The sequence below is a fragment of the Achromobacter sp. SX5 genome (assembly GCF_056711425.1).
In genome coordinates, this window is record NZ_CM160041.1 from 4,241,775 (window position 1) to 4,262,861 (window position 21,087).

General features: G+C 67.4%; 20 protein-coding genes. 6 read left to right on the forward strand and 14 right to left on the reverse strand.

Annotation, left to right across the window (positions count from 1 at the left end):
- The first annotated feature begins 21 nt into the window (after window positions 1-21).
- The 4 genes from cphA (at window position 22) to AC1M14_RS19875 (ending at window position 3,962) form a co-directional block, all read left to right on the forward strand.
- On the forward strand, window positions 22-2,592 hold the full coding sequence (gene cphA, locus AC1M14_RS19860; protein WP_102774522.1) for a cyanophycin synthetase: 2,571 nt from the start codon (window positions 22-24) through the stop codon (window positions 2,590-2,592).
- A 565-nt stretch (window positions 2,593-3,157) separates the two neighbouring features.
- Entirely contained in the window at window positions 3,158-3,358 is a 201-nt protein-coding gene (locus tag AC1M14_RS19865) for a CsbD family protein (protein WP_042792487.1), read from the forward strand.
- A gap of 27 nt (window positions 3,359-3,385) precedes the next feature.
- Window positions 3,386-3,550, forward strand: a complete 165-nt coding sequence (locus tag AC1M14_RS19870; RefSeq protein WP_006389411.1) for a DUF1328 domain-containing protein — start codon at window positions 3,386-3,388, stop codon at window positions 3,548-3,550.
- 73 nt (window positions 3,551-3,623) lie between these two features.
- Entirely contained in the window at window positions 3,624-3,962 is a 339-nt protein-coding gene (locus AC1M14_RS19875; RefSeq protein WP_102774521.1) for a BON domain-containing protein, read from the forward strand.
- Window positions 3,963-4,096: 134 nt separating this feature from the next.
- Here the strand turns inward: AC1M14_RS19875 and AC1M14_RS19880 are convergent, their stop codons facing one another.
- The 12 genes from AC1M14_RS19880 to AC1M14_RS19935 form a co-directional block, all read right to left on the reverse strand.
- A complete protein-coding gene (locus AC1M14_RS19880; RefSeq protein WP_102774520.1) occupies window positions 4,097-4,318 on the reverse strand; it encodes a HepT-like ribonuclease domain-containing protein in 222 nt (73 codons plus the stop codon).
- Window positions 4,315-4,605: a nucleotidyltransferase family protein gene (locus tag AC1M14_RS19885; RefSeq protein WP_102774519.1), complete on the reverse strand. Its 291-nt coding sequence runs from the start codon at window positions 4,603-4,605 to the stop codon at window positions 4,315-4,317. Before AC1M14_RS19885 ends, AC1M14_RS19880 begins: the two co-directional genes overlap by 4 nt.
- Before the next feature lie 66 nt (window positions 4,606-4,671).
- The gene (locus AC1M14_RS19890) at window positions 4,672-5,544 is read right to left on the reverse strand and encodes a PhzF family phenazine biosynthesis protein (RefSeq protein WP_479730319.1); all 873 of its coding nucleotides are present in this window, start codon (window positions 5,542-5,544) and stop codon (window positions 4,672-4,674) included.
- Between the two features lie 58 nt (window positions 5,545-5,602).
- Entirely contained in the window at window positions 5,603-7,000 is a 1,398-nt protein-coding gene (locus AC1M14_RS19895) for a 4Fe-4S binding protein (protein ID WP_102774517.1), read from the reverse strand.
- A 39-nt stretch (window positions 7,001-7,039) separates the two neighbouring features.
- Window positions 7,040-7,891: an FTR1 family iron permease gene (locus AC1M14_RS19900; RefSeq protein WP_102774516.1), complete on the reverse strand. Its 852-nt coding sequence runs from the start codon at window positions 7,889-7,891 to the stop codon at window positions 7,040-7,042.
- A gap of 14 nt (window positions 7,892-7,905) precedes the next feature.
- The gene (locus AC1M14_RS19905) at window positions 7,906-8,265 is read right to left on the reverse strand and encodes a cupredoxin domain-containing protein (RefSeq protein ID WP_440130656.1); all 360 of its coding nucleotides are present in this window, start codon (window positions 8,263-8,265) and stop codon (window positions 7,906-7,908) included.
- The gene (locus tag AC1M14_RS19910; RefSeq protein WP_102774515.1) at window positions 8,262-8,798 is read right to left on the reverse strand and encodes an iron transporter; all 537 of its coding nucleotides are present in this window, start codon (window positions 8,796-8,798) and stop codon (window positions 8,262-8,264) included. Before AC1M14_RS19910 ends, AC1M14_RS19905 begins: the two co-directional genes overlap by 4 nt.
- A gap of 225 nt (window positions 8,799-9,023) precedes the next feature.
- Complete coding sequence (phaR, locus tag AC1M14_RS19915; RefSeq protein ID WP_042792481.1) at window positions 9,024-9,590, reverse strand: polyhydroxyalkanoate synthesis repressor PhaR; 567 nt, start codon at window positions 9,588-9,590, stop codon at window positions 9,024-9,026.
- A 117-nt stretch (window positions 9,591-9,707) separates the two neighbouring features.
- Window positions 9,708-10,445 (reverse strand): acetoacetyl-CoA reductase, encoded by a 738-nt coding sequence (phbB, locus tag AC1M14_RS19920; RefSeq protein ID WP_102774514.1) that lies wholly within the window; start codon window positions 10,443-10,445, stop codon window positions 9,708-9,710.
- Between the two features lie 73 nt (window positions 10,446-10,518).
- Window positions 10,519-12,156, reverse strand: coding sequence for a class I poly(R)-hydroxyalkanoic acid synthase (phaC, locus tag AC1M14_RS19925; protein WP_102774513.1), 1,638 nt, complete (start codon window positions 12,154-12,156; stop codon window positions 10,519-10,521).
- Window positions 12,157-12,279: 123 nt separating this feature from the next.
- The gene (gene pgeF / locus AC1M14_RS19930) at window positions 12,280-13,047 is read right to left on the reverse strand and encodes a peptidoglycan editing factor PgeF (protein WP_479730320.1); all 768 of its coding nucleotides are present in this window, start codon (window positions 13,045-13,047) and stop codon (window positions 12,280-12,282) included.
- Window positions 13,035-14,045, reverse strand: coding sequence for an RluA family pseudouridine synthase (locus AC1M14_RS19935; protein WP_102774511.1), 1,011 nt, complete (start codon window positions 14,043-14,045; stop codon window positions 13,035-13,037). The genes pgeF and AC1M14_RS19935 overlap by 13 nt, the downstream gene beginning before the upstream one ends.
- 107 nt (window positions 14,046-14,152) lie before the next feature.
- Between AC1M14_RS19935 and AC1M14_RS19940 the strand changes: the two genes are divergently transcribed.
- Complete coding sequence (locus AC1M14_RS19940) at window positions 14,153-14,941, forward strand: outer membrane protein assembly factor BamD (protein ID WP_102774510.1); 789 nt, start codon at window positions 14,153-14,155, stop codon at window positions 14,939-14,941.
- Window positions 14,942-14,974: 33 nt separating this feature from the next.
- On the opposite strand, the gene yoaA is transcribed toward AC1M14_RS19940, so the two are convergent.
- A complete protein-coding gene (gene yoaA / locus AC1M14_RS19945; protein WP_479730321.1) occupies window positions 14,975-17,071 on the reverse strand; it encodes a DNA repair helicase YoaA in 2,097 nt (698 codons plus the stop codon).
- A 203-nt stretch (window positions 17,072-17,274) separates the two neighbouring features.
- Between yoaA and tex the strand changes: the two genes are divergently transcribed.
- On the forward strand, window positions 17,275-19,647 hold the full coding sequence (gene tex / locus AC1M14_RS19950; RefSeq protein ID WP_111826636.1) for an RNA-binding transcriptional accessory protein Tex: 2,373 nt from the start codon (window positions 17,275-17,277) through the stop codon (window positions 19,645-19,647).
- 79 nt (window positions 19,648-19,726) lie between these two features.
- Here the strand turns inward: tex and AC1M14_RS19955 are convergent, their stop codons facing one another.
- The gene (locus tag AC1M14_RS19955) at window positions 19,727-21,070 is read right to left on the reverse strand and encodes a tryptophan--tRNA ligase (protein ID WP_102774507.1); all 1,344 of its coding nucleotides are present in this window, start codon (window positions 21,068-21,070) and stop codon (window positions 19,727-19,729) included.
- Window positions 21,071-21,087 lie beyond the last annotated feature (17 nt).

Here is a 21,087-nt window from a genome sequence, read left to right on the forward strand (position 1 = left end):
AGCTAGACAGGAATACCTGCCATGGAAGTTTCCCGTATCCGAGCCTTGCGCGGTCCCAATCTGTGGAGCAAGAACACGGCGATCGAGGCCATCGTCTCCTGCGCCGACGCCGAGTGCTCCATCGACAACCTGCCCGAGTTCGAAGCGCGCCTGCGCGCGCGGCTGCCGCAGACCGGGGTGCTGCGCCCCGAAGGCCACCAGGGCGCGGTGTCCATCGCCCACGTGCTGCAGATCGTCGCGCTGACGCTGCAGGCCCACGCCGGCTGCCCGGTCACGTTCGGCCGCGTCGCCTCCACCATCGAGCCCGGCGTGTTCCAGGTGGTGGTGGAATACAGCGAGGAGGAAGTCGGCCGGCTGGCCATGGAGCTGGCGCAGACGCTGGTGCGCGCCGCGCTGGACGACGCGCCGTTCGACCTGGCCGACGCCCTCAAGCGCCTGCGCGAGCTGGACGAAGACGTGCGCCTGGGCCCCAGCACCGGCTCCATCGTCAACGCCGCGGTCGCGCGCAATATTCCCTACCGCCGCCTGACGCAGGGCAGCATGGTGCAGTTCGGCTGGGGCAGCAAGCAGCGCCGCATCCAGGCCGCGGAAACCGACAGGACCAGCGCCATCTCCGAATCCATCGCGCAGGACAAGGACCTGACCAAGATGCTGCTGGACGCCGCCGGCGTGCCGGTGCCGATGGGACGCTCGGTCACCACCGCCGAAGACGCCTGGGCCGCGGCGCAGGAGCTGGGCGGCCCGGTCGTGGTCAAGCCGCGCGACGGCAGCCAGGGACGCGGCGTGGCGGTCAATATCGAGACCCGCGAGCGCGTGATCCAGGCGTTCGAGGCGGCCGAGGAGATCAGCGCCGAGGTCATCGTCGAACGCTACATCCCGGGCCATGACTTCCGCCTGCTGGTGGTGGGCGGCTCGCTGGTGGCGGCCTCGCGCCGCGACCCGCCGCAGGTCACCGGCGACGGCCAGCACACCATCCGCCAGCTGGTCGACCAGGTCAACGCCGACCCGCTGCGCGGCGACGGCCACGCGACCTCGCTGACCAAGATCCGCTTCGACGACATCGCCCTGGCCACGCTGAAGAAGCAGGGCTTCGAGGCCGATTCCGTGCCGCCGGCCGGCACCCTGATCCTGCTGCGCAACAACGCCAACCTGAGCACCGGCGGCACGGCCACGGACGTGACCGACGAAGTGCATCCCGAGATGGCGGCGCGCGCGGTGTCCGCGGCCCGCATGATCGGGCTGGACATCTGCGGCGTGGACGTGGTGGCCGAAAGCGTGCTGTATCCGCTCGAGGACCAGCACGGCGGCGTGGTCGAAGTCAACGCCGCGCCCGGCCTGCGCATGCACCTGAACCCCTCGTTCGGCAAGGGCCGCGCGGTGGGCGAGGCCATCATCGCGAACATGTACGCCGACGGCGACGACGGCCGCATCCCGGTGGTGGCGGTGGCCGGCACCAACGGCAAGACCACCACGGTGCGCCTGACCGCGCACATCCTGGGCGTGGCCGGCAACCGGGTCGGCATGACCAATTCCGACGGCGTCTATGTGGACAATCTGCGCATCGACACCGGCGACTGCAGCGGCCCGCGCAGCGCCCGCAGCGTGCTGATGCATCCCGACGTGGACGCGGCCGTGTTCGAGACCGCGCGTGGCGGCATCCTGCGCGAAGGCCTGGCCTTCGACCGCTGCAACGTCGCCGTGGTCACCAACATCGGCATGGGCGACCACCTGGGCCTGGGCTACATCAGCACCGTCGAGGACCTGGCCGTGGTCAAGCGCGTGATCGTGCAGCACGTGCATCCCGACGGCACCGCCGTGCTGAACGCGGCCGACCCCATCGTGGCCGAAATGGCCGCGAGCTGCCCGGGCTCCATCACCTACTTCGCCGAGGACCGCAACCATCCGGTGATGGCCACGCACCGCGCGCAGGGCCTGCGCGCCGTGTACCGCGACGGCGACGCGATCGTGGCCGCGCAGGGCGCGGCGGAGACGCGCTATCCGCTGGCGGCGATTCCGCTCACGCGCAACGGCACGATCAGCTTCCAGGTCGAGAACGCCATGGCCTCGGTCGCCGCGGCCTGGGCGCTGGGCCTGAGCGAGGACGTGATCCGCCGCGGCCTGGCCAGCTTCGTCAACGACGCCCAGACCGCGCCCGGACGCTTCAACGTGTTCGACTACCGCGGCGCCACGGTGATCGCGGACTACGGCCACAACCCCGACGCCATCCTGGCGCTGGTGCGCGCGGTGGACGCCATGCCGGCCAAGCGCCGCTCGGTCGTCATCAGTGGCGCCGGCGACCGGCGCGACGAAGACATCCGCATGCAGACCGAGATCCTGGGCGAGGCCTTCGACGAGGTGGTGCTCTATCAGGACCAGTGCCAGCGCGGCCGCGCCGACGGCGAGGTGCTGGCGCTGCTGCAGCAGGGCCTGGCCAACGCCACGCGCAGCAAGCGCGTCGATGAGATCTACGGCGAGTTCCTGGCCATCGACACCGCGCTCGCGCGCCTGACGCCGGGCGACCTGTGCCTGATCCTGGTGGACCAGGTGGAAGAGGCGCTGGCGCATATCGCCGGCCGCATCGCGCAAGCCTGAAGCGGCGCGTCGGCGCAATGCAACGGGGCGCCCGCGGGCGCCCCTTTTTCATGCATGGCCGCTTGCGGCCCGGCTCAGCCGGCGGCGGCCGCCGCCGGCGCATTGGCCTGGTAGCGGTCCGTCACCTGCGCGCATCCCGTCGCCGCCATCGCGGCCAGCGCCAACAAGATCGCACTGCAAAGTCGTTGCGTCATCCCTGCTCCTCTTTCATTCCGCCCGCGCGGATTCCGCCACGACTATACCCTGCCGCGGCGCCCGGCTCCGCCCGTAGATCCCGTTACCAGCCTCCCCACAAAAGCGGACAAGACGTTGCCAGAATGTAACGTACGCCCCTAGTGCGCCTGCAACCCCTGCCGCCGGAAATTCCGCGAAGCCGCCCTCGCGGCGCCGTTACATTTGCCCACAGCCGCGTTTGACAGCGCTTGCCGGCCCCCCGTACGTTGAACACATGGCCTGCGCCGGCGGCATCCGCCAGACAGGCCGACTGATCAGTGTCCCACTCAACCGCGGGGGCAAGGTTTGTAGGCCGCAAACCCCGCCGCCGCATGCAAACGGAGAGGTCACCATGAATAACGACATCATCGCGGGCAAATGGAAACAACTGACGGGCAAGGCGAAAGCGGCCTGGGGCGAACTCACCGATGACGAGCTGACCCGCACCGAAGGCAACGCCGAACGCCTGGCGGGCCTGATCCAGGAACGCTACGGCAAGACCCGGGAAGAAGCCGAGAAGGAAGTCCGCGACTTCTTCGACCGCAATCCCTGATCCCTCACCCCACCAGGAGAAGCTGACATGTTGCACTACGCCGTCGTTTTCTTCGTCATCGCCATCATCGCGGCTGTCCTGGGTTTCGGCGGCATCGCCGCCGGCGCCGCGGGCATCGCCAAGATCCTGTTCTTCGTCTTCCTGGTACTGGCGCTGCTGTCCATCCTGGGCGGCGCATTCCGCAAGAAATAGAACCCGTACCCAAGGCATTCCGACCACTGTTGCGCCTCGAACGCGCCCAACCATATCAACAAGGAGCACGACTATGGAACTACGCAAGCTGATCGCCGCCGCCGCACTGGGCACGGGCGCCGCCTTCACTTCCATCGCCTTTGCCGCCGACGACGGCAAGCCGAAACAGTCCGTGGGTGAATATGCGTCCGACGCCACCGTGACCACCAAGGTCAAGGCAGCCTTCGTGGCCGACAAGCAGCTGAGCGCGCTCGACATCGCCGTGGAAACGAATAACGGCGTCGTCACCCTGACCGGCACCGTCGGCACCGCCGCCGAAGCCGATCACGCCGCCACCGTCACGCGCGGAGTCGAAGGCGTCAAGCAGGTGATGAACAACGTCAAGGTCGACCCTGCCAAGAACAAGCGTTAAGGCAAGATGGCTTCGGGCTGCGCCCGAAGCGGCAAACGGCGCCTGCATCGATATGCGGGCGCCGTTTTCTTTGCGGTTCCATGCGCGGACCCAAAGCCTTTGGGCCCCGGATCAGTGAATGCTTCGTCAGGACTTCATGCCTGGGTTGGGAGCGATATCGGCCTGCACGCCATGGATCTGCTTGCGCAAGGCGGGTAAGTCGCTCTGAATCTCTCAATATTGCGAATGACAGCGTCCTGCACCAGCTCATTGGCCAGGAACGAGGCTTCATCCATGTCGGACGTATAACGATGGATGCGATCGATCGCCTCCAGAATATGCGCGAGGTAGTCGGGGATGCGCTGCGCTTGCGTCATACCGGCACGGCTTCGGAGAGAATCCGGTTGCGAAACGCATCGGGCAAAGCCTTGGGCGTCAGCACGTCGACCGACACGCCGAGCAGACGTTGCAATTCCACTTGAATGGCGGCCACGTCCATCAGCGTCGTTTCCGCTGTCGGGTCGACGAGTATGTCCAAATCACTGCCTTCGGTATCCAGGCCGTACAGCACGGAACCGAAAACCCTGGCATTGCGGGCTCGATGGGATTCGACCACACGCCGGATCACGATGCGGTTCGAGTCCAGGGCTTCAGACGGTTTCATCGGGCGGTCTCCCTACATGGTCTGGTTCCACGGTAGTGCAACCGGCGCTGGAAGACAACCGCGCGATCAGATATCCACGACACCCCGCCCGATCTCCAGCGCGCGCCCGCCCACCTGGATGCGGCCGTCGGCCTGGACGTCCAGCAGCAGCCGGCATGGGCGGCCCATCTGGTCGCCCTGCTCCACCAGGATGCTGGCGGGCAAGGCATGGCCGCGATGGCGCAGCCAGCCGCCCAGGTTGGCGCAGGCCGAGCCGGTGCCGGCGTCCTCGTTCACGCCGCCGCCGGGCTTGGCGTAGAAGTAGCGGGCCACCACGACCTGCCGGCCGTCCTGCCTGCGGTCTCCGTCGAAGGCGAACACGTACAGGATCTTGCGATCCAGGCTGTTGGCCTGCCAGCGCTCGAGCCGCGAGGCGTCGGGCGCGGCGCGGCGCACCGCGTCCACGCTGGCCAGCGGCGCCAGCAGCTGGTCCGCGCCGGTGTCCACCCAGATCGGGTCGTCCAGCAGGTCCGACTCGTCCAGCCCGGCCAGGCCGGCGATCTCTGCCCGGCCCAGCGTCGGCGGCGCGGTGCGCACGCCGTCGGGACAGGGCGCGGTGAAGGTCCAGGCGTCGCCTTGCGCGGTCACCGGCACGACGCCGGCCGTGAATTCCAGTGTCAGCGCATCGCCGGTCTTGAACAGGTCGCGCACCACTTGCGAAGTGCCGATGGTGGGATGGCCGGCGAATTTCATTTCGTAGCCCGGCGTGAAGATGCGCACGCGCGCATCGGCGCGCTGCGACGGCAGGATGAACGTGGTTTCGGACAGGTTGAATTGCGCCGCCAGATTGAGCATGGTGGCGTCGTCCATGCCGCGCGCGTCTTCGAAGACGCACAACTGGTTGCCGCCGAACGTGGTGGCGGCAAAAACATTGAGCAGGCGGAAAGCGTATGAAGCCATGGGAGCAGGCGATGTCGTGGAAGCGGCCCTCCACTTTATCGCAGCCCCCCGGGGCCGGCTACCAGATCGCGAAGAACAGCACCCAGGCGATGCAGAACGGCGCCAGCCCGGCCGCCAGCGTCAGCCAGGCCAGGCCCTTGCGCCAGGCGCTGGCCGCGCGCGGCTTGAGCAGGCGCGCATACAGGCGCAGCGTCCACAGCACCGCCAGGCTCAACAGCGTGAAGCGCACCGGCGCGGCCCACGCAGCCTCCACGCCCTCGTGCTTGAGCAGGTTGATGGTGGTGGCCGACAGGCCCAGGAACACGCCGATGCCGGCCGACGGGATCAGGGCCTGGGCCAGCTTGTGCAGGCCCGGACGGCCCCAGCGCCCCGCGGTTTCGCCCGGCTCGGGCGCGGCCGGGGCCAGGCGGTCGGCGATCCACAGCGACAGGAAGGCCGCGCCGCCGACGCTGATCGCGGCGCCGAAGACGAACAGCAAGATGCCCGCGCCGTCCAGCCACGAAAAGCTGTCGTTGACTTCGGGGTAATGGGTCAGGATGAACCAGGGCGCGTTGTCCAGCAGCGGCCACATGATGTCGTGCTCGACCAGCCAGGTGGCCGCCCATTGCTTGGCGGTCACGTACCAGGGGCTGGCGGTCCAGAGGAAGGCGCCCATGGCGATGCCCATCATGCCGAAGCACAGCAGCGCCGTCTGCCAGGGATCGCCCGAGGCGACGCGGACGATTTCCTCTTCGGGCGAACGCGGGGTCAGCTGGATCGCGCCGCGGTAGCCGCTGCAGCGTCCACAGACGTGGCAATCGCCCGCGCCCTTCATGTGGCGCAGCGGCACCAGCGGCGCGCAGTTGATGGGTTCGATGCGGATGACGGGATGGCGCCATTTTTCTTCATCGACCTTGAAGTGCCACGGCGCCAGCTTGGCCAGCAGGTTGAACACGCCGTTGACCGGGCACAGGTATTTGCACCAGACCCGCTTGCTGCGGCCATAGCGCCAGCCGACCACCATGGCGGCCGCCGTGGAACCGCCCAGCACCGCCAGCACCGCCAGCGGATACTGGTACACGCTGACGAGCTGGCCGTAGATGGTGGTCAGCGCGAACGCCACGAACGGCCAGCCGCCCCAGCGTATCCATTTGGGAATCGCCAGCCCCTTGCCGCGTTCGCTGGCCCATTCGGTCAGCATGCCCTCGGGGCACAGCCAGCCGCACCAGGCGCGGCCGAGGATCGGCATGGAGATGAGCACGAACGGCCACCACACGCCCCAGAACGCGAACTGCGCGACGATGGTCAGGTTGTTGAACACCGATGACGCGTTGTCCGGCAGCGGCAGCAGCACGGGCACGATCAGCAGGAATGCGTATATCGCGACGATGCCCCACTGCAGCTTGCGCAGCAGCGGGGCATGGTCGCGGAGGAAATCGGCGATACGGGAGGTCGCCCTCCCGAGTGCAGCAGCCATGGTCTAGCCTTCGAGTGTTCGGTCCGGTGCGGCTCCGGGTCAGGACGCGCTGCGGGCCGCCGACGCCGCCCGGCCGGGCTTTGCATCGGCCCAGCGCAGCAGCGCCCAGACGGCGAGCCAGTACGCCGCCCACAACAGCACCGAGATCAGGGCGGGATAGGCGCGGTAGCCGGCGAAGTCGGCCAGCACCTTGCCCAGGCCGGTGCTGTCGTCCAGCAGCCAGGAGCTGTCCCAGACCGGATCGACCAGCGTGGGCAGCACGTCCAGGGAAATCAGGTGGTCCAGGCCGCCGACCAGCAGCGAGCCGGCCAGCAGCAGCAGCAGGATTTCGGTCACGCGGAAAAAGCGGCGCCAGGTGATGAGCTTGCCGCCCAGCTGCAGCAGCCAGAAGGTCAGCAGCGCCATCGCGAAGCCGGCGACGCCGGCCAGCGCCAGCATCAGCATGCTGCTGCCGTCGCTGCCGGCCGACACGGTGCCGTACAGGAACACCACGGTTTCGCTGCCTTCGCGGGCCACGGCGATGGCCACCAGCACGAACAGGCCCCACCAGTTGTCGTTGGCGATGGACGCCCGCGCGCCGCCTTCGAGTTCGCCCTTGAGCGTGCGGCCGTGCTTCTTCATCCACACCACCATCTGCACCACCAGCGCGCAGGCGGCCAGCGACATGATGGCCTGGAACCATTCCTGGCCTTCGTCGCTGAGCCAGGACGACACGCCCAGCAGCACCAGCGCCAGCGCCACGGCCAGGGCCAGGCCGCCGGCCACGCCGCCCCACAGGTAGTTCAGCCCGCGCTTGCCTTCCGGCGTGGAGCGCAGCCAGGTGTACAGAATGCCCACCACCAGCATGGCTTCGACGCTTTCACGCCAGACGATGAATAGAACCTGTTCCATGTATAGGTACCGCGTTATTCCTTGGGTTTGACGACCAGGGTGCCTTTCACGCTCTGGTGAAAGTCGTCAAAGAACGGATATTCGCCCGGGCGCGAAATGGTGATCACCACGAAGGATTTCACCCCCGGGCCCAGGACTTTTTCCTTGCGCAGCGGAATGCTTTCGAATTCCACCGGCTCGTTGCTTTCGTTGATGAGTTCGATCTTGAAACGGCCCGCCGGCACTTCCAGCGTGGCGGGCTCGAACGTGCCGTCGGGCTTGAACTTCAGGGTGAAGGTGGGCAGGTCGGCCGCCCGCGCGGGCGCCGTGCCGGCCAGGCCGGCCAGGCCGATCAGCAATGCGGCGGCGACGCGGAGCAGGCGTTTCACGATCAGTAGCCGCCCTTCTTGCCGGTGCCGGCAAAGACGAATTCATATTCCAGGTCGAACGGCTCGAACCACGGACCCACGCCGGTTTCCTTGTCGATGTGGCGGCCGAAGTGGCTCATCTTGTCTGCCGTCGGCGGCAGGATCGAGTACTTCAGCTTGTACTTGCCCGGACCTTCCAGCTTGATGTTTTCGCCATAGTGCGGGCCGTCGTTGGCGACCATGGGCATGAAGGTGCCCTTCTGGATCTTGTCGCTGCCGACCTTCTGGATCTCGTACTTCACGACCAGGTAAGGCACCCACTCGCCCTCGGGAAAACCGGTCTTGTTGCCGGCGGTGGCGTGGATGTCGGCCTCGAGGTGGACGTCCGAATCCTTCGCCGGACGCATCATTCCGGGCGGGTCCATTTCGATCGGCTGCAGGTACACGGCGCCGATTTCCATGCCGCCCTTCTCCACCGGCTTGCCGATGGGGTATTCGGCCGCATGCGCGGCGGAAGCACTCAGCGCGACGATGGCCAGGGCCAAGGCTTTCTTGAACATGTGCATAATCCTCGAGACACGAATGAAGTGGCGGCTCAAAAACATAAACAAGAACCGTTTTCATTAATGTAACCAAAACAACTGACATATCCCTGAACCTGCGCCTGGGAAAATTCCGAGATCGTTGCGTTTGGTCAAGCGCGCTTCGCGGCCCGGCGCGGCGGCCGGCAAAACAAAACGCCCCCGCAGGGGCGTGCACATTCAAGGTGTGGCGCGACGGCGCGGCTACTTGCGGCCCGGGCCCTGCGTGCCGCCCGGCGTGAACGGGAAGGTCGAGAACATTGCGCGCGTCTGGTCCTGCATCTGGTCCTGCATTTGCACGAACAGGTTTTTGCTCTGGTCGATGTAGTTGTTCATCATGTTCTGCAGCATGGGCGTCTGCACGTTCATGAACTGGGCCCAGGCCTCGGGTCCGAACTGGCTGCCGTACAGGCCCTTGGACTGCTCGGCCATGCGCTGCTGGATTTCCATGAAGGCCTGGATGTTCTTCTCCAGGTACGAACCCATGATGCCCTGCATGGCGTGGCCGTAGAAACGGATGATCTGCGACAGCATGTTCGAGGAGAACATGGGCATGCCGCCGCTTTCCTCTTCGAGAATGATCTGCAGCAGGATGGAGCGGGTCAGGTCTTCGCTGCTCTTGGCGTCGACGACCTGGAACTCCTCGTTGGCCAGGACCAGTTGCTTGACATCGGCGAGCGTGATGTAGGTGCTGGTCCGGGTGTCGTACAGGCGACGGTTGGGGTACTTTTTAATCAGGCGCAGGCTGGCGCCGGTTTGTGCTTGCGTCATGGTTGTCCCCGGATCGGGCGATCTCTAAGACTTAGAATAAGGTTAGTGTAATGCCGGACGGCCCACTCCCCGAGACCGTCCGGCGCCATGGGGCCGCCTGCCGGCGGCCCGTGTGCGTCAGCCCATGTGCAGGCCGCCGTTGAGCGAGAAGTCCGCTCCGGTCGAGAAGCCCGACTCATCCGAGGCCAGCCACGACGTGATCGACGCGATTTCCTCCGGGGTGCCGAGGCGGCGCACCGGAATGGTGGCGACGATCTTTTCCAGCACGTCGGGACGGATGGCGCGGACCATGTCGGTGCCGATGTAGCCGGGCGACACGGTGTTCACCGTGACGCCCTTGCTGGCCACTTCCTGCGCCAGCGCCATGGTGAAGCCGTGGATGCCGGCCTTGGCCGTGGAATAGTTGGTCTGGCCGAACTGCCCCTTCTGGCCGTTGACCGAGCTGATGTTGACGATACGGCCCCACTGGCGTTCGACCATGTCGTCGATCACCTGCTTGGTCACGTTGAAAAGACTGTTGAGGTTGGTGTCGATGACGGCGCGCCAGTCGTCGGCGCTCATCTTGCGGAACAAGCCGTCGCGCGTGATGCCGGCGTTGTTGACCAGCACGTCGACCGGACCGAGGTCGCGCTTGACCCGCTCGAAGGCCTCCACCGTGGAGTCCCAGTCGGACACATTGCCCACGGACGCGTAGAACGTATAGCCCTGCGCTGCCTGTTCGTCCAGCCACTGCTGGTAATTGCGGCTGGGGCCGCAGCCTGCCACCACGCGAAAGCCATCTTTGGCCAGGCGCTGGCAAATTGAGGTGCCGATCCCGCCCATCCCGCCTGTAACGTAAGCCAGTTTTCCGCTCATTGGATTTCCTCCTGTGTGCGACGGACGCCTCGTTGATTGATTTACTGCCCCGGGCCTACCGCAATCCGCGGTTTCAGGCTGCCCGGACCTTCACATACCTGCCAGGCGCCGGTTCGATCGGCCGGTGCCTGGCGTTGCCCAACTTGGTTCGCGCCTTGACCTGCTTGCCGGAATGGCCGGCCAGCCAATGGGTCCAGTCCGGCCACCAGCTGCCTGGCTGCTCCACCGCCTGCGCCAGCCAGGCGTTGGGATCGCCGGGCAGGTAATGGCCCGATTGTTCGAGTTCGTCCGCCACCCAGTAGCTGCGGCGTTTCTTGGCCGGCGGATTGACCACGCCGGCGATATGCCCGGAAGCCCCCAGCACGAAACGCTGCGGACCGCGCAGCACCTGGGTGGACGCATAGGCCGAGACCCAGGGCACGATGTGGTCCTCGCGCGAGCCGAAGATGTATGCCGGCATCTGCAGGCGCGTCAGGTCCAGCGGCAGGCCCGCGGCCTGCGCGCCGCCGGGCACCTTCAGATTGTTTTCGAGGTAGGTGTTGCGGAAGTACCAGGAGAAGAAGGGACCGGGCAGATTGGTGCTGTCGCCGTTCCAGAACAGCAGGTCGAAGGCCGGCGGCGTCTGGCCCTTCAGATAGTTGCCGACCACGTAGTTCCAGACCAGTTCGTTGGGCCGCAGGAACGAAAAGGTGGTGGCCAGCTCGCGCCCCGGCATCAGCCCGCCCTTGCCCAGCTGATGGTCGCGCAAAAGCGCGTGGGCCTCGTCGACGAACACGTTCAGCACGCCCGTGTTGTGGAAGTCCAGCAGCGACGTCAGCAGCGTCAGCGAGGCCACCGGATGCTCGCCGCGCGCTTCGGCCAGCGCCAGCGCCGAGGCCAGCATCGTGCCGCCCACGCAGAAACCCAGTGCGTTGACCTGCGGCTGGCCGGTGATGTCGCTGGCCACCCGCAGCGCCTGCAGCACCGCGTTGTCCAGGTAGTCGGACCAGGTGGCGCGGTCCACGCCGTCGGTGTCGCTGGCGACCGGATTGCGCCACGAGATCAGGAAGACCGTGAAACCCTGCTCCACGGCATGCCGCACGAAGGAGTTCTCGGGCTGCAGGTCGAGGATATAGAACTTGTTGATGTTGGGCGGCACGATGACCAGCGGGCGCTCGTGCACGGTGGCGGTGGACGGCGCGTACTGGATCAGCTGGAAGAGCGGATTCTCGTACACGACCTCGCCGGGCGTCACCGCCACGTTGCGACCGATCTCGAACTTGGTCTCGTCGGTCTGCGTGATGCGGCCTTTCTTGACGTCGCCCAGCAGATTGGCCAGGCCTTCGTTCAGCGCGCGGCCGGCGCTTTCGACGATGGATTGCTGCGCGTCCGGATTCAGCGCCAGGAAGTTCGACGGCGACAGCGCGTCGACCCACTGCATGATGGAAAAGCGCAGCCGCTCGCGCAAGGGTTCGCTGACCTGCGCGGCGTCGACCATGCGCGACATGGCGCGAGCCGACAACAGATAGGTGTGCGCCAGCAGCAGGTGCGAGTGATTGGCGGCCCAGGCCTGGCCCGCGAAACGGCGGTCCGGCGGCGGGGCGAGCGCGCCGCGGCGTGCATCATCGCAAAGGCGTTGCCATTCGCGAGAGAATTCGGCCTGTATGTCGGCCAGTGCTTCCGGTGCCACGCTCACCGGAATGGGCCCTGCGGCGGAGAGATTGGCATTCACTTCGACACCTTGTTATCGAAACTACGCGATTGATGTTGCATTCCGGGTCAGGGCCTGTCAATGCGGGTATACAAGGAGAGCTGCCGCGCAGACCGCAAACCCAAACGGTCTTCTTGCGAAAGATCAAGAATTCCGCTGGAGCCAGGCCAATAAGGCCATTCTGCCGGTTTCTCCATCGCGCCGGTAGGAAAAGAACCGGTCCGCTTGAGCCACGGTGCACAGGCCGCTCAGGTGCACTTCTTCTACACCGGCGCGGCGCAGGCGGAAATCGGCCAGACCGGCGAGGTCAGCCAGCCATTTTCCCGGCCGCTCGGGCCGCGGCGTGAAGTAGCGCTGCGCGTCCTCGGCCTGCGCGACGAAGGCGTCCAGCACGTCCTGGCCCACTTCGAACGCCTGCGGGCCGATGCCCGGCCCCACCCAGGCGCGCCAGCCGGCGGCCTGCGGCGCCTTGGCGCGCATGGCCGCCAGCGTGTTTTCGAGCACGCCGCCCGACAGGCCGCGCCAGCCGGCATGCGCCGCGCCCAGCACCGTGCCCTGCGCGTCGGCGATCACCACGGGCAGGCAGTCGGCCACCATGACGGCCAGCACCCGGCCGGGACGCGCGGTGACGCTGGCGTCGACCGCCGGCTCCTCGGGCAGGTCCGCGCGATCCGCATCCACCACCTCGCTGCCGTGGACCTGGCGCAGCCACAGCGGCTCGTCCGGCACGGCCGCGCGCACCCGGCGCCGGTTCTCCGCGACGGTGTCGGGATCGTCGCCGGCGCGCCGGCCCAGGTTCAGCGTGTCGTGCGGCGCGACGCCGGCGCCGCCGGCGCGCGTCGTGCAGAAATAGTTCACGCCCGCCCACTGCGGGCCGGTCACCACCGGCAGGCCTGCCACTACGCGTTCCATGCGATGCTTTCCTGTACCTGGGTCATGTCGGCGGGCGCCGCGGCGGTGAATTCGACTTCGCCACGGCCGCCCGGATCTTCGAAATGCAGCGCGCGCGCATGCAGCATCTGCCGCTGCGCGCCCGCGATGAGCTTGCCGCCGTAAATGGTATCGGCCAGCAGCGGGTGCCCCAGGCTGGCCAGGTGCACCCGGATCTGGTGGGTGCGGCCGGTTTCCAGGCGGCACACCACTTCGGTGACGCGCCCGCCGGGCTCGACCTGCCCGCGGCGCGCCGGCGCATAATGGGTCACGGCGGGCTTGGGCGCCACCGGCCGCTCCACGCTCATGCGCACCGGCACGCGCGCATCGCGCCCGATCGGGCGATCGACCTTTCCGGCCGCGGCCAGCCAGCCATGCGCCAGCGCCACGTATTCGCGGCCCATGCTGCGCGCCTGCAGCTGGCGCACCAGATGGGTTTGCGCGGTTTCGTTGCGGGCCACGACCATCAGGCCGGAGGTGTCCTTGTCCAGCCGGTGCACGATGCCGGCGCGCGCCACCTGTGCCAGTTCGGGATAGCGGTGCAGCAGGCCGTTGAGCAGGGTGCCGCTCCAGTTGCCCGCGCCGGGATGCGTGACCAGCCCCGCGGGCTTGTTCACCACGATCCAGTCCGGGCTTTCGGCGACCACGCCGAATTCCACCGGTTCGGGCGAGAAGGCCAGCGCCTCGGGCGCGGGCTGCGGCCACACGGCGATCTCGTCGCCCGGGCCGACCGTCTGCCGGACCTTGCCGGGCGCGCCGTTGACGTGGACGTTGCCGGCTTCGATCCAGCCCTGCAGCCGGCTGCGGGAATGATCGGGCATCAGCCCCGCCAGCACCTTGTCGAGCCGGTCGGCCCGCGTGCCGTCAGGCACGGTTACAAGTTGTGGTTCTCCCCTGGGATTCTGCTCCGGATTTCCGTCCGGAATACCCAGGAAGTCATCGTCGGAAACGAGATCGGCGCCGGCGGCTGTATCAGACATGGAGACAAATCATATAATCAGCCTGCCATGCTAACACCAAGGATAGGATTCTCGTGATTCACCACTCCGCAGCTCCCTCGAACCCCGCCTCCCGCAGCGGGCCGATCTTGCGCGTGGTCATCGCGCTGGTTGCCGTCATCGCGATCGCCGGTTGCGGCTCGTCCAACAGCAAGTACGACAAGACCGCAAACTGGAGCGCCGAGCAGCTCTACGCCGACGCCAAGGCCGAAATGTCCTCGGGCGGCTGGAAAGAAGCCCGCGAACGCCTGACCGCCATCGAAAGCCGCTACCCCTTCGGCGTCTATGCCCAGCAGGCCCTGCTGGAGCTGGCCTACGTCAACTGGAAGGACGGCGAAAACGAACAGGCCCTGGCCGCCATCGACCGCTTCCAGCAGCTCTATCCCAACCATCCGGGCACCGACTACGCGCTGTACCTGAAAGGCCTGATCAACTTCACGCCGGCCAGCGCCTTCATGAGCAACATCACCGGCCAGGACCCGTCCGAGCGCGACCCCAAGGGCCTGCGCGCGTCCTATGACGCCTTCAACGAACTGATCAAGCGCTATCCGGACAGCAAGTACACGGTGGACGCGGAAAAGCGCGTGGCCTGGCTGGTCAACACCATCGCCATGAACGAAGTGCACGTCGCGCGCTACTACTACGAGCGCGGCGCCTACGTGGCCGCGGCCAACCGCGCACAGACCGTCATCACCGACTTCGAAGGCGTGCCGGCCACCGAGGAAGCGCTCTACCTGATGGTCGAGTCCTACGACAAGCTCGGCATGACCGAACTGAAGAACGACTCGCAGCGCGTCTACGAAAAGAACTTCCCCAACAGCGAGTTCCGCACCAAGGGCCTGAAGGCGGACCGGAGCTGGTGGAATCCGTTCGATTGATCTGATTTCCGCGCGCGGCCGATGGGCCGCGCGCTACCCGCCCTCGGCCTTGCGCCGATAAAACGCCAGCACCTCTTCCAATTCCCGGGTCCGCGCAAACGGCGGCAACCCGCGCCACAGACGCTTGCCGTAGGGTTTTTCGACCAGACGGCCGTCGCCCACCATCAACACCCCCCAATCCGATTCGGTACGGATCAGCCGGCCCGCGCCCTGCTTGAGCGAGATCGCGGCCTCGGGCAACTGGTATTCCGAGAACGGATTGCCGCCCTGCGCGCGGCAGGCGCGCAGCCGCGCCTCGATCACCGGATCGTCGGGCGGGGCGAACGGCAGCTTGTCGATCGCCACCAGGGTCAACACGTCGCCGGGCAGGTCGATGCCTTCCCAGAAGCTGGCGCTGCCCACCAGCACCGGATGCTGGAGCCGGCAGAAGCGGTCCAGCAGGTCGCGGCGCGTGCCATCGCCCTGCTTGAGCAGGGGCCAGTCGTGGCCGGCGTCGTCGAATTCATCGGCCAGCAGGTTCGCGACCTTGTCCACCGCGCGCAGCGTCGTGCACAGCACCAGCGTACCGCCCGGGCTGGCCTCCAGGAGCGGCATCAGCGTCTGCACGAAACGGTCCAGGAACTGCGGGGACTGCGGCTCGGGCATGCCGCGGGGCACGAACAGCAAGGCCTGCTCGGGATAGTTGAACGGCGATTCCCATTTGCCGGTGCGCGCCTGGTCCAGGCCCAGCTGGCTGGTGAAGTGCGTGAACTCGCCGTTCACCGACAAGGTGGCCGACGTCATGATCCAGGCCTGGCCGGGCTTGCGGTACTTGGAGAAGGCCTGCGCCACCGACAAGGGCGCGGAATGCAGGCGCACATGGTGCTGCCCGTGCTCGACCCAGCGCACGGCCGGGCCGGTCCATTGCTGCGCGGCGGCCGCGGCCCCGGCCAGGATGGCGGCCGGCGTGGGCAGGCCGTCTCCGGCCACGGATTGCGCCACCGGTTCGGGCGCCAGGTCGTCGCGGCCCCAGCCTTCGTCGGCCGGCTCCGCGCCCGTGCGGCCGGGCGTGGCCCAGCGCTTGAGGCGCGCGGAAATCTCGGCGCCGCTGCGGGCCGCGGCCATCAGGTCGGGATGTTTTTCGGACACCGCGGCCAGGGCCTGCGCCGCGCCGTCGACGGCCTCGCGCAGCATGTGCAGCGCGGCGTCGAACTCGTCGGCATTGGGAATGGCCTCGAAGGTGGCCTTGCGCCCGGGCATGCGGTCCAGCGGCGCGCAGACCAGGCGCAGCTCGCGCGCGGCCGTCTCCAGGTGGCGGCTGACGTCGCTCCATTTGGCCGCTTCGCGCGCGTAGGCCAGGCCCGCGGCCTCCATGGCGCGGCCGAAGTCCATCAGCTGGTGGGTGGACACGCTGCTGCCCAGAAAACGCGTGGCGGTGTCGGGCAACTGATGCGCTTCGTCGAAGATGACGGTGTCGGCTTCGGGCAGCAGGTCGGTCACGCCCTCTTCGCGCAGCACCAGGTCGGCCATGAACAGCGCGTGGTTGACGACCACGACGTCGGCTTCCTGCGCCTGGCGGCGGGCCTTGACCACGAAGCAGTCGCGGATGCGCGGGCATTCCTGGCCCAGGCAGTTCTCGCGCGTGGAGGTGACGCGCTGCCAGATGTCGGCGTCTTCGGGCACCTGCGCCAGGTCGCTGCGATCGCCGGTCTTGGAGATGCCGGCGAACACCTGAATCTGGCGCAGCTGCTGGATTTCGCTGCGCGACTTGAGCGCGCGCTCGTCGCCCTGCAGGCGGTCGAGGTGGTAATGGCAGACGTAGTTGCCGCGGCCCTTGAGCAGCGCGGCCGTCACCGGCGCGGCCAGCGCGGCGCGCACACGCGGCAGGTCGCGCGAGAAAAGCTGGTCCTGCAGGGTGCGGGTACCGGTGGAGATCAGCACCTTGCCGCCCTGGATGAAGGCGGGTACAAGGTAGGCCCAGGTCTTGCCGATGCCGGTGCCGGCCTCGGCCACCAGCGTGGCGCGATCCTGGATGGCCTGGCCGATGGCCTGGGACAGCTCCACTTGCGCGGGGCGCGGCTTGTAGCCGGGCAAGGCCGTGGCCAGAGGGCCGTCCTCGTCGAAGAATTCGGAAATATCCAGGTCCAGCATCAGAACAGTCTCGCCGGTGCCGGTTGCGGTTCGGGCGCCAGACAACTTTATGTGGGAAAGGACCAAATGATACCTGCTGCCGCATCCGCTTCCGGACTTCGGCGCGCCGCAAGAGGGACATATCGGTCCGCTCTGGCACGTTTTGTAACAGCGGCTTATGGCACAATCCGCCCCTTGTTTTCCCTTTTTGTCGTCGTATAGAGATGTCTGAAACTTCCACTATCACGAACGTCGCCGCCGGCGTCGACAACGCCCGCATCGTCGCGCAACTCGCCACCGAACTCGGCGCGCGCGCCTCCCAGATCGCCGCGGCGGTGGAATTGCTGGACGACGGCGCCACCGTGCCCTTCATCGCCCGCTACCGCAAGGAAGCCACCGGCGGCCTGGACGATACCGTGCTGCGCAACCTGGAAGTCCGCCTGGGATATCTGCGCGAACTCGAAGAGCGCCGCGGCGCGATCCTCGAATCGATTTCGCAGCAGGGCAAGCTCACGCCCGAACTGCAGCAGGAAATCAGCGCCGCCGACACCAAGCAGCGCCTGGAAGACCTGTACGCGCCGTACAAGCCCAAGCGCCGCACCCGCGCCCAGATCGCGCGCGAAGCCGGCCTGGAACCGCTGGCCGACGCCATCCTGGCCGATCCGGCCTGCGATCCCGCCGCGCTGGCCGCCCAATACCTGAACCCCGAGGCCTCGATCAACGACGCCAAGGCCGCGCTCGACGGCGCGCGCGACATCCTGGCCGAGCGCTACGCGGAAAACGCAGACCTGCTGGCCGACCTGCGCGAACACCTGTGGTCCACCGGCCTGCTCTATTCCAAGATGGTCGAAGGCAAGGAAGCCGAGGGCGCCAATTTCCGCGACTGGTTCGACTTCAGCGAACCGCTGCGCACCCTGCCCTCGCACCGCATCCTGGCGCTGCTGCGCGGCCGCCAGCAAGGCGTGCTGGAACTGCGCCTGGGCCTGGAAGCCGAACTCGAAGCGCAGCTGCCGCATCCCTGCGTGGCCCGCATCGCCGGCTTTCTCAAGCTGGGCAACGGCCTGTTCGCGCTGGACGCCTCGCCGCGCGCGCGCTGGCTGGGCGAAGTCTGCCGCTGGACCTGGCGCGTCAAGCTGCTGACGGCGTTCGAAAGCGAGCTGATCGGCCGCCTGCGCGAAAGCGCCGAAGCCGAGGCCATCCGCGTGTTCGCCGCCAACCTCAAGGACCTGCTGCTGGCCGCGCCGGCCGGCCCCAAGGCCGTGCTGGGCCTGGACCCCGGCATCCGCACCGGCTGCAAGGTCGCGGTCATCGACGTCACCGGCAAGGTCGTGGACACCACCACCGTCTACCCGTTCGAGCCGCGCCGCGACCGCGACGGCACCATCAACACGCTGGCCGCGCTGGTCGCGCGCCACAACGTCGACCTGATCGCCATCGGCAACGGCACCGCCTCGCGCGAGAGCGAAAAGCTGGTCGGCGACATGATGGAACGCTTCCCCGACCTCAAGGTCACCCGCGTGGTGGTCTCCGAGGCCGGCGCGTCGGTCTATTCCGCCTCGGAAACCGCGGCGCAGGAATTCCCCGACCTCGACGTGACGCTGCGCGGCGCCGTGTCGATCGCGCGCCGCCTGCAGGACCCGCTGGCCGAGCTGGTCAAGATCGATCCCAAGGCCATCGGCGTGGGCCAGTACCAGCACGACGTCAACCAGCGCGAGCTGGCGCGCTCGCTGGACGCCGTGGTCGAGGACTGCGTGAACGCCGTGGGCGTGGACGTGAACACCGCGTCGGCCGCGCTGCTGGCGCGCGTGTCCGGGCTGAACTCGCTGCTGGCCAAGAACATCGTGGCCTGGCGCAACGAGAACGGCGCCTTCCCCACCCGCGAAGTGCTGCGCAAGGTGCCGCGCTTCGGCGACAAGGCATTCGAGCAGGCCGCCGGCTTCCTGCGCATCCCGAACGGCGAGAACCCGCTGGACGCCTCGTCGGTGCACCCGGAAGCCTATCCGGTGGTCGAGCGCATCGTCGCCAAGATCAAGGCAGAGGTCAAACAGATCATCGGCCAGCGCGACGCGCTCAAGGGCGTGTCGCCTTCGGACTTCACCGACGAGCGCTTCGGCCTGCCGACGGTGCGCGACATCTTCGCCGAACTGGAAAAGCCCGGCCGCGACCCGCGTCCCGAGTTCAAGACCGCGCAGTTCAAGGAAGGCGTGGAAACCCTGAACGACCTGTATCCGGGCATGATCCTGGAAGGCGTGGTGACCAACGTCGCCAACTTCGGCGCCTTCGTCGACATCGGCGTGCATCAGGACGGCCTGGTCCACATCTCGGCCCTGGCCGAGAAGTTCGTGAAGGACCCGCGCGACGTGGTGCGCGTGGGCCAGACGGTCAGCGTTAAGGTGCTGGAAGTGGACGTGGCGCGCAAGCGGGTCGCGCTGACGATGCGCCTGAACGACACCGCGGCCCCTGCCCGCCGCAGCGGCGATGCGCCCAAGGGCGCCGGCGCCGGCCGCCGTCCGCAAGGCGATGGCGGTCGTGGCGGCGCCGGCGGCGGCATGATGAACAGCGCCATGGCCGACGCCTTCGCCAAGCTCAAGCGCTGAGTCCCGTTCCCGGCCTGCAAAAAAAATCGGCGCAATCGCGCCGATTTTTTATTCGTGGGCCGGACCTGCCGGCCATCGCCTATTCCTGGGCCATCGAAGCCAGCGCCGCGCGTGCGCGCTCGAGCGCTTCGGCCTGCGCGCCGGCCGGCGCGGCCGCCACGGCCACGCCGTCGATCACGGCGGCATAGCCCTGCCCGTCGGCCTGCAGCACCGCGTCGGCCGGCTCCGATTGCAGGCGGCGCATCAAGGCGCCGGCTTCCTTCGGATCGGCGAAGCGCTGCGACAGCAGCAGTTCCTCGCCGTCGGCGGCCAGCAGGCGGAAGCGGAAGCCGCCGTCCTCGTCGCGGAAGCTGACGAAGCGCGCGCCCTTGCCCTTTTCCTTCTTGGCCGGCGCGCCCTGCGCGGCGCTGGCCACCTGCAGGTTGCGCAGGCCCACGGCCTGGCGCAGTTCCTGCATGAACGGCGTGGACAGCTTGCGCGCCTTGGCGGCGCCGGCCTGCAGGATGTCTTCGATGCGGCCGGGGTTGGCCATCAGGTCGAAGTACTTCTCGCGCATGGGCGCGAGCAGGTTCTCCAGATGGTCGTAGAGCGCCTGCTTGGCGTCGCCCCAGCCCATTCCTTCTTCGAGCTGCTTGCGGAAGGCGGCGGACTGCTGCGGCGTGGCGAAGGCGCGGTAGATGGTGTAGAGGTGCGAGTTCTCGGCGTCCTTGGGCTCGCCGGGCTGGCGCGAATCGGTCACGATGCGCATCACCGAGGCGCGCAGCGCGCTGGCGCCGCCCTCGAACAGCGGAATGGTGTTGTTGTAGCTCTTGGACATCTTGCGGCCGTCCAGGCCCGGCAGCGTCGCCACTTCTTCCTCGATCACCACTTCCGGCAGCGTGAAGTAATCGCGGCCGTACAGATGGTTGAAGCGCTGCGCGATGTCGCGCGCCATCTCCAGGTGCTGGATCTGGTCGCGGCCCACCGGCACCTTGTTGGCGTTGAACATGACGATGTCCGCGGCCATCAGCACCGGATACGAGAACAGCCCCATCGTGACGCCGTCATCCGGCTCCACGCCCTTGGCCTCGTTCTGGTCCACCGCGGCCTTGTAGGCGTGCGCCCGGTTCATCAGGCCCTTGGCCGTGACGCAGTTGAGCATCCAGGTCAGCTCGGGAATCTCGGGGATGTCGGACTGGCGGTAGAAGGTCACGCGCTCGTGGTCCAGCCCCACCGCCAGCCAGGTGGCGGCGATCTCCAGGCGCGAACGCGCCACGCGGACGGGATCGTCGCATTTGATCAGCGCGTGGTAGTCCGCCATGAAGAAGAATGCGTCCACGCCGGGCTGGGTGCTGGCCTGGACGGCGGGACGGATCGCGCCCGCGTAATTGCCGAGGTGGGGAGTTCCAGAGGTGGTGATGCCGGTGAGGACGCGGGTATTCATGAGGCGAAAAGGCGTTG

What these genes read in the sequence shown, in the direction of transcription:
- AC1M14_RS19885 (WP_102774519.1), bottom strand. Translation starts at nt 4,605, where the DNA reads ATGAAACCGTCTGAAGCCCTGGACTCGAACCGCATCGTGATCCGGCGT.
- AC1M14_RS19890 (WP_479730319.1), bottom strand. Translation starts at nt 5,544, where the DNA reads ATGGCTTCATACGCTTTCCGCCTGCTCAATGTTTTTGCCGCCACCACG.
- AC1M14_RS19880 (WP_102774520.1), bottom strand. Translation starts at nt 4,318, where the DNA reads ATGACGCAAGCGCAGCGCATCCCCGACTACCTCGCGCATATTCTGGAG.
- yoaA (WP_479730321.1), bottom strand. Translation starts at nt 17,071, where the DNA reads ATGCTGGACCTGGATATTTCCGAATTCTTCGACGAGGACGGCCCTCTG.
- AC1M14_RS19875 (WP_102774521.1), top strand. Translation starts at nt 3,624, where the DNA reads ATGGAACTACGCAAGCTGATCGCCGCCGCCGCACTGGGCACGGGCGCC.
- AC1M14_RS19910 (WP_102774515.1), bottom strand. Translation starts at nt 8,798, where the DNA reads ATGTTCAAGAAAGCCTTGGCCCTGGCCATCGTCGCGCTGAGTGCTTCC.
- AC1M14_RS19900 (WP_102774516.1), bottom strand. Translation starts at nt 7,891, where the DNA reads ATGGAACAGGTTCTATTCATCGTCTGGCGTGAAAGCGTCGAAGCCATG.
- tex (WP_111826636.1), top strand. Translation starts at nt 17,275, where the DNA reads ATGTCTGAAACTTCCACTATCACGAACGTCGCCGCCGGCGTCGACAAC.
- AC1M14_RS19870 (WP_006389411.1), top strand. Translation starts at nt 3,386, where the DNA reads ATGTTGCACTACGCCGTCGTTTTCTTCGTCATCGCCATCATCGCGGCT.
- AC1M14_RS19935 (WP_102774511.1), bottom strand. Translation starts at nt 14,045, where the DNA reads ATGTCTGATACAGCCGCCGGCGCCGATCTCGTTTCCGACGATGACTTC.
- AC1M14_RS19895 (WP_102774517.1), bottom strand. Translation starts at nt 7,000, where the DNA reads ATGGCTGCTGCACTCGGGAGGGCGACCTCCCGTATCGCCGATTTCCTC.
- AC1M14_RS19955 (WP_102774507.1), bottom strand. Translation starts at nt 21,070, where the DNA reads ATGAATACCCGCGTCCTCACCGGCATCACCACCTCTGGAACTCCCCAC.
- cphA (WP_102774522.1), top strand. Translation starts at nt 22, where the DNA reads ATGGAAGTTTCCCGTATCCGAGCCTTGCGCGGTCCCAATCTGTGGAGC.
- pgeF (WP_479730320.1), bottom strand. Translation starts at nt 13,047, where the DNA reads ATGGAACGCGTAGTGGCAGGCCTGCCGGTGGTGACCGGCCCGCAGTGG.
- AC1M14_RS19865 (WP_042792487.1), top strand. Translation starts at nt 3,158, where the DNA reads ATGAATAACGACATCATCGCGGGCAAATGGAAACAACTGACGGGCAAG.
- phbB (WP_102774514.1), bottom strand. Translation starts at nt 10,445, where the DNA reads ATGAGCGGAAAACTGGCTTACGTTACAGGCGGGATGGGCGGGATCGGC.
- phaR (WP_042792481.1), bottom strand. Translation starts at nt 9,590, where the DNA reads ATGACGCAAGCACAAACCGGCGCCAGCCTGCGCCTGATTAAAAAGTAC.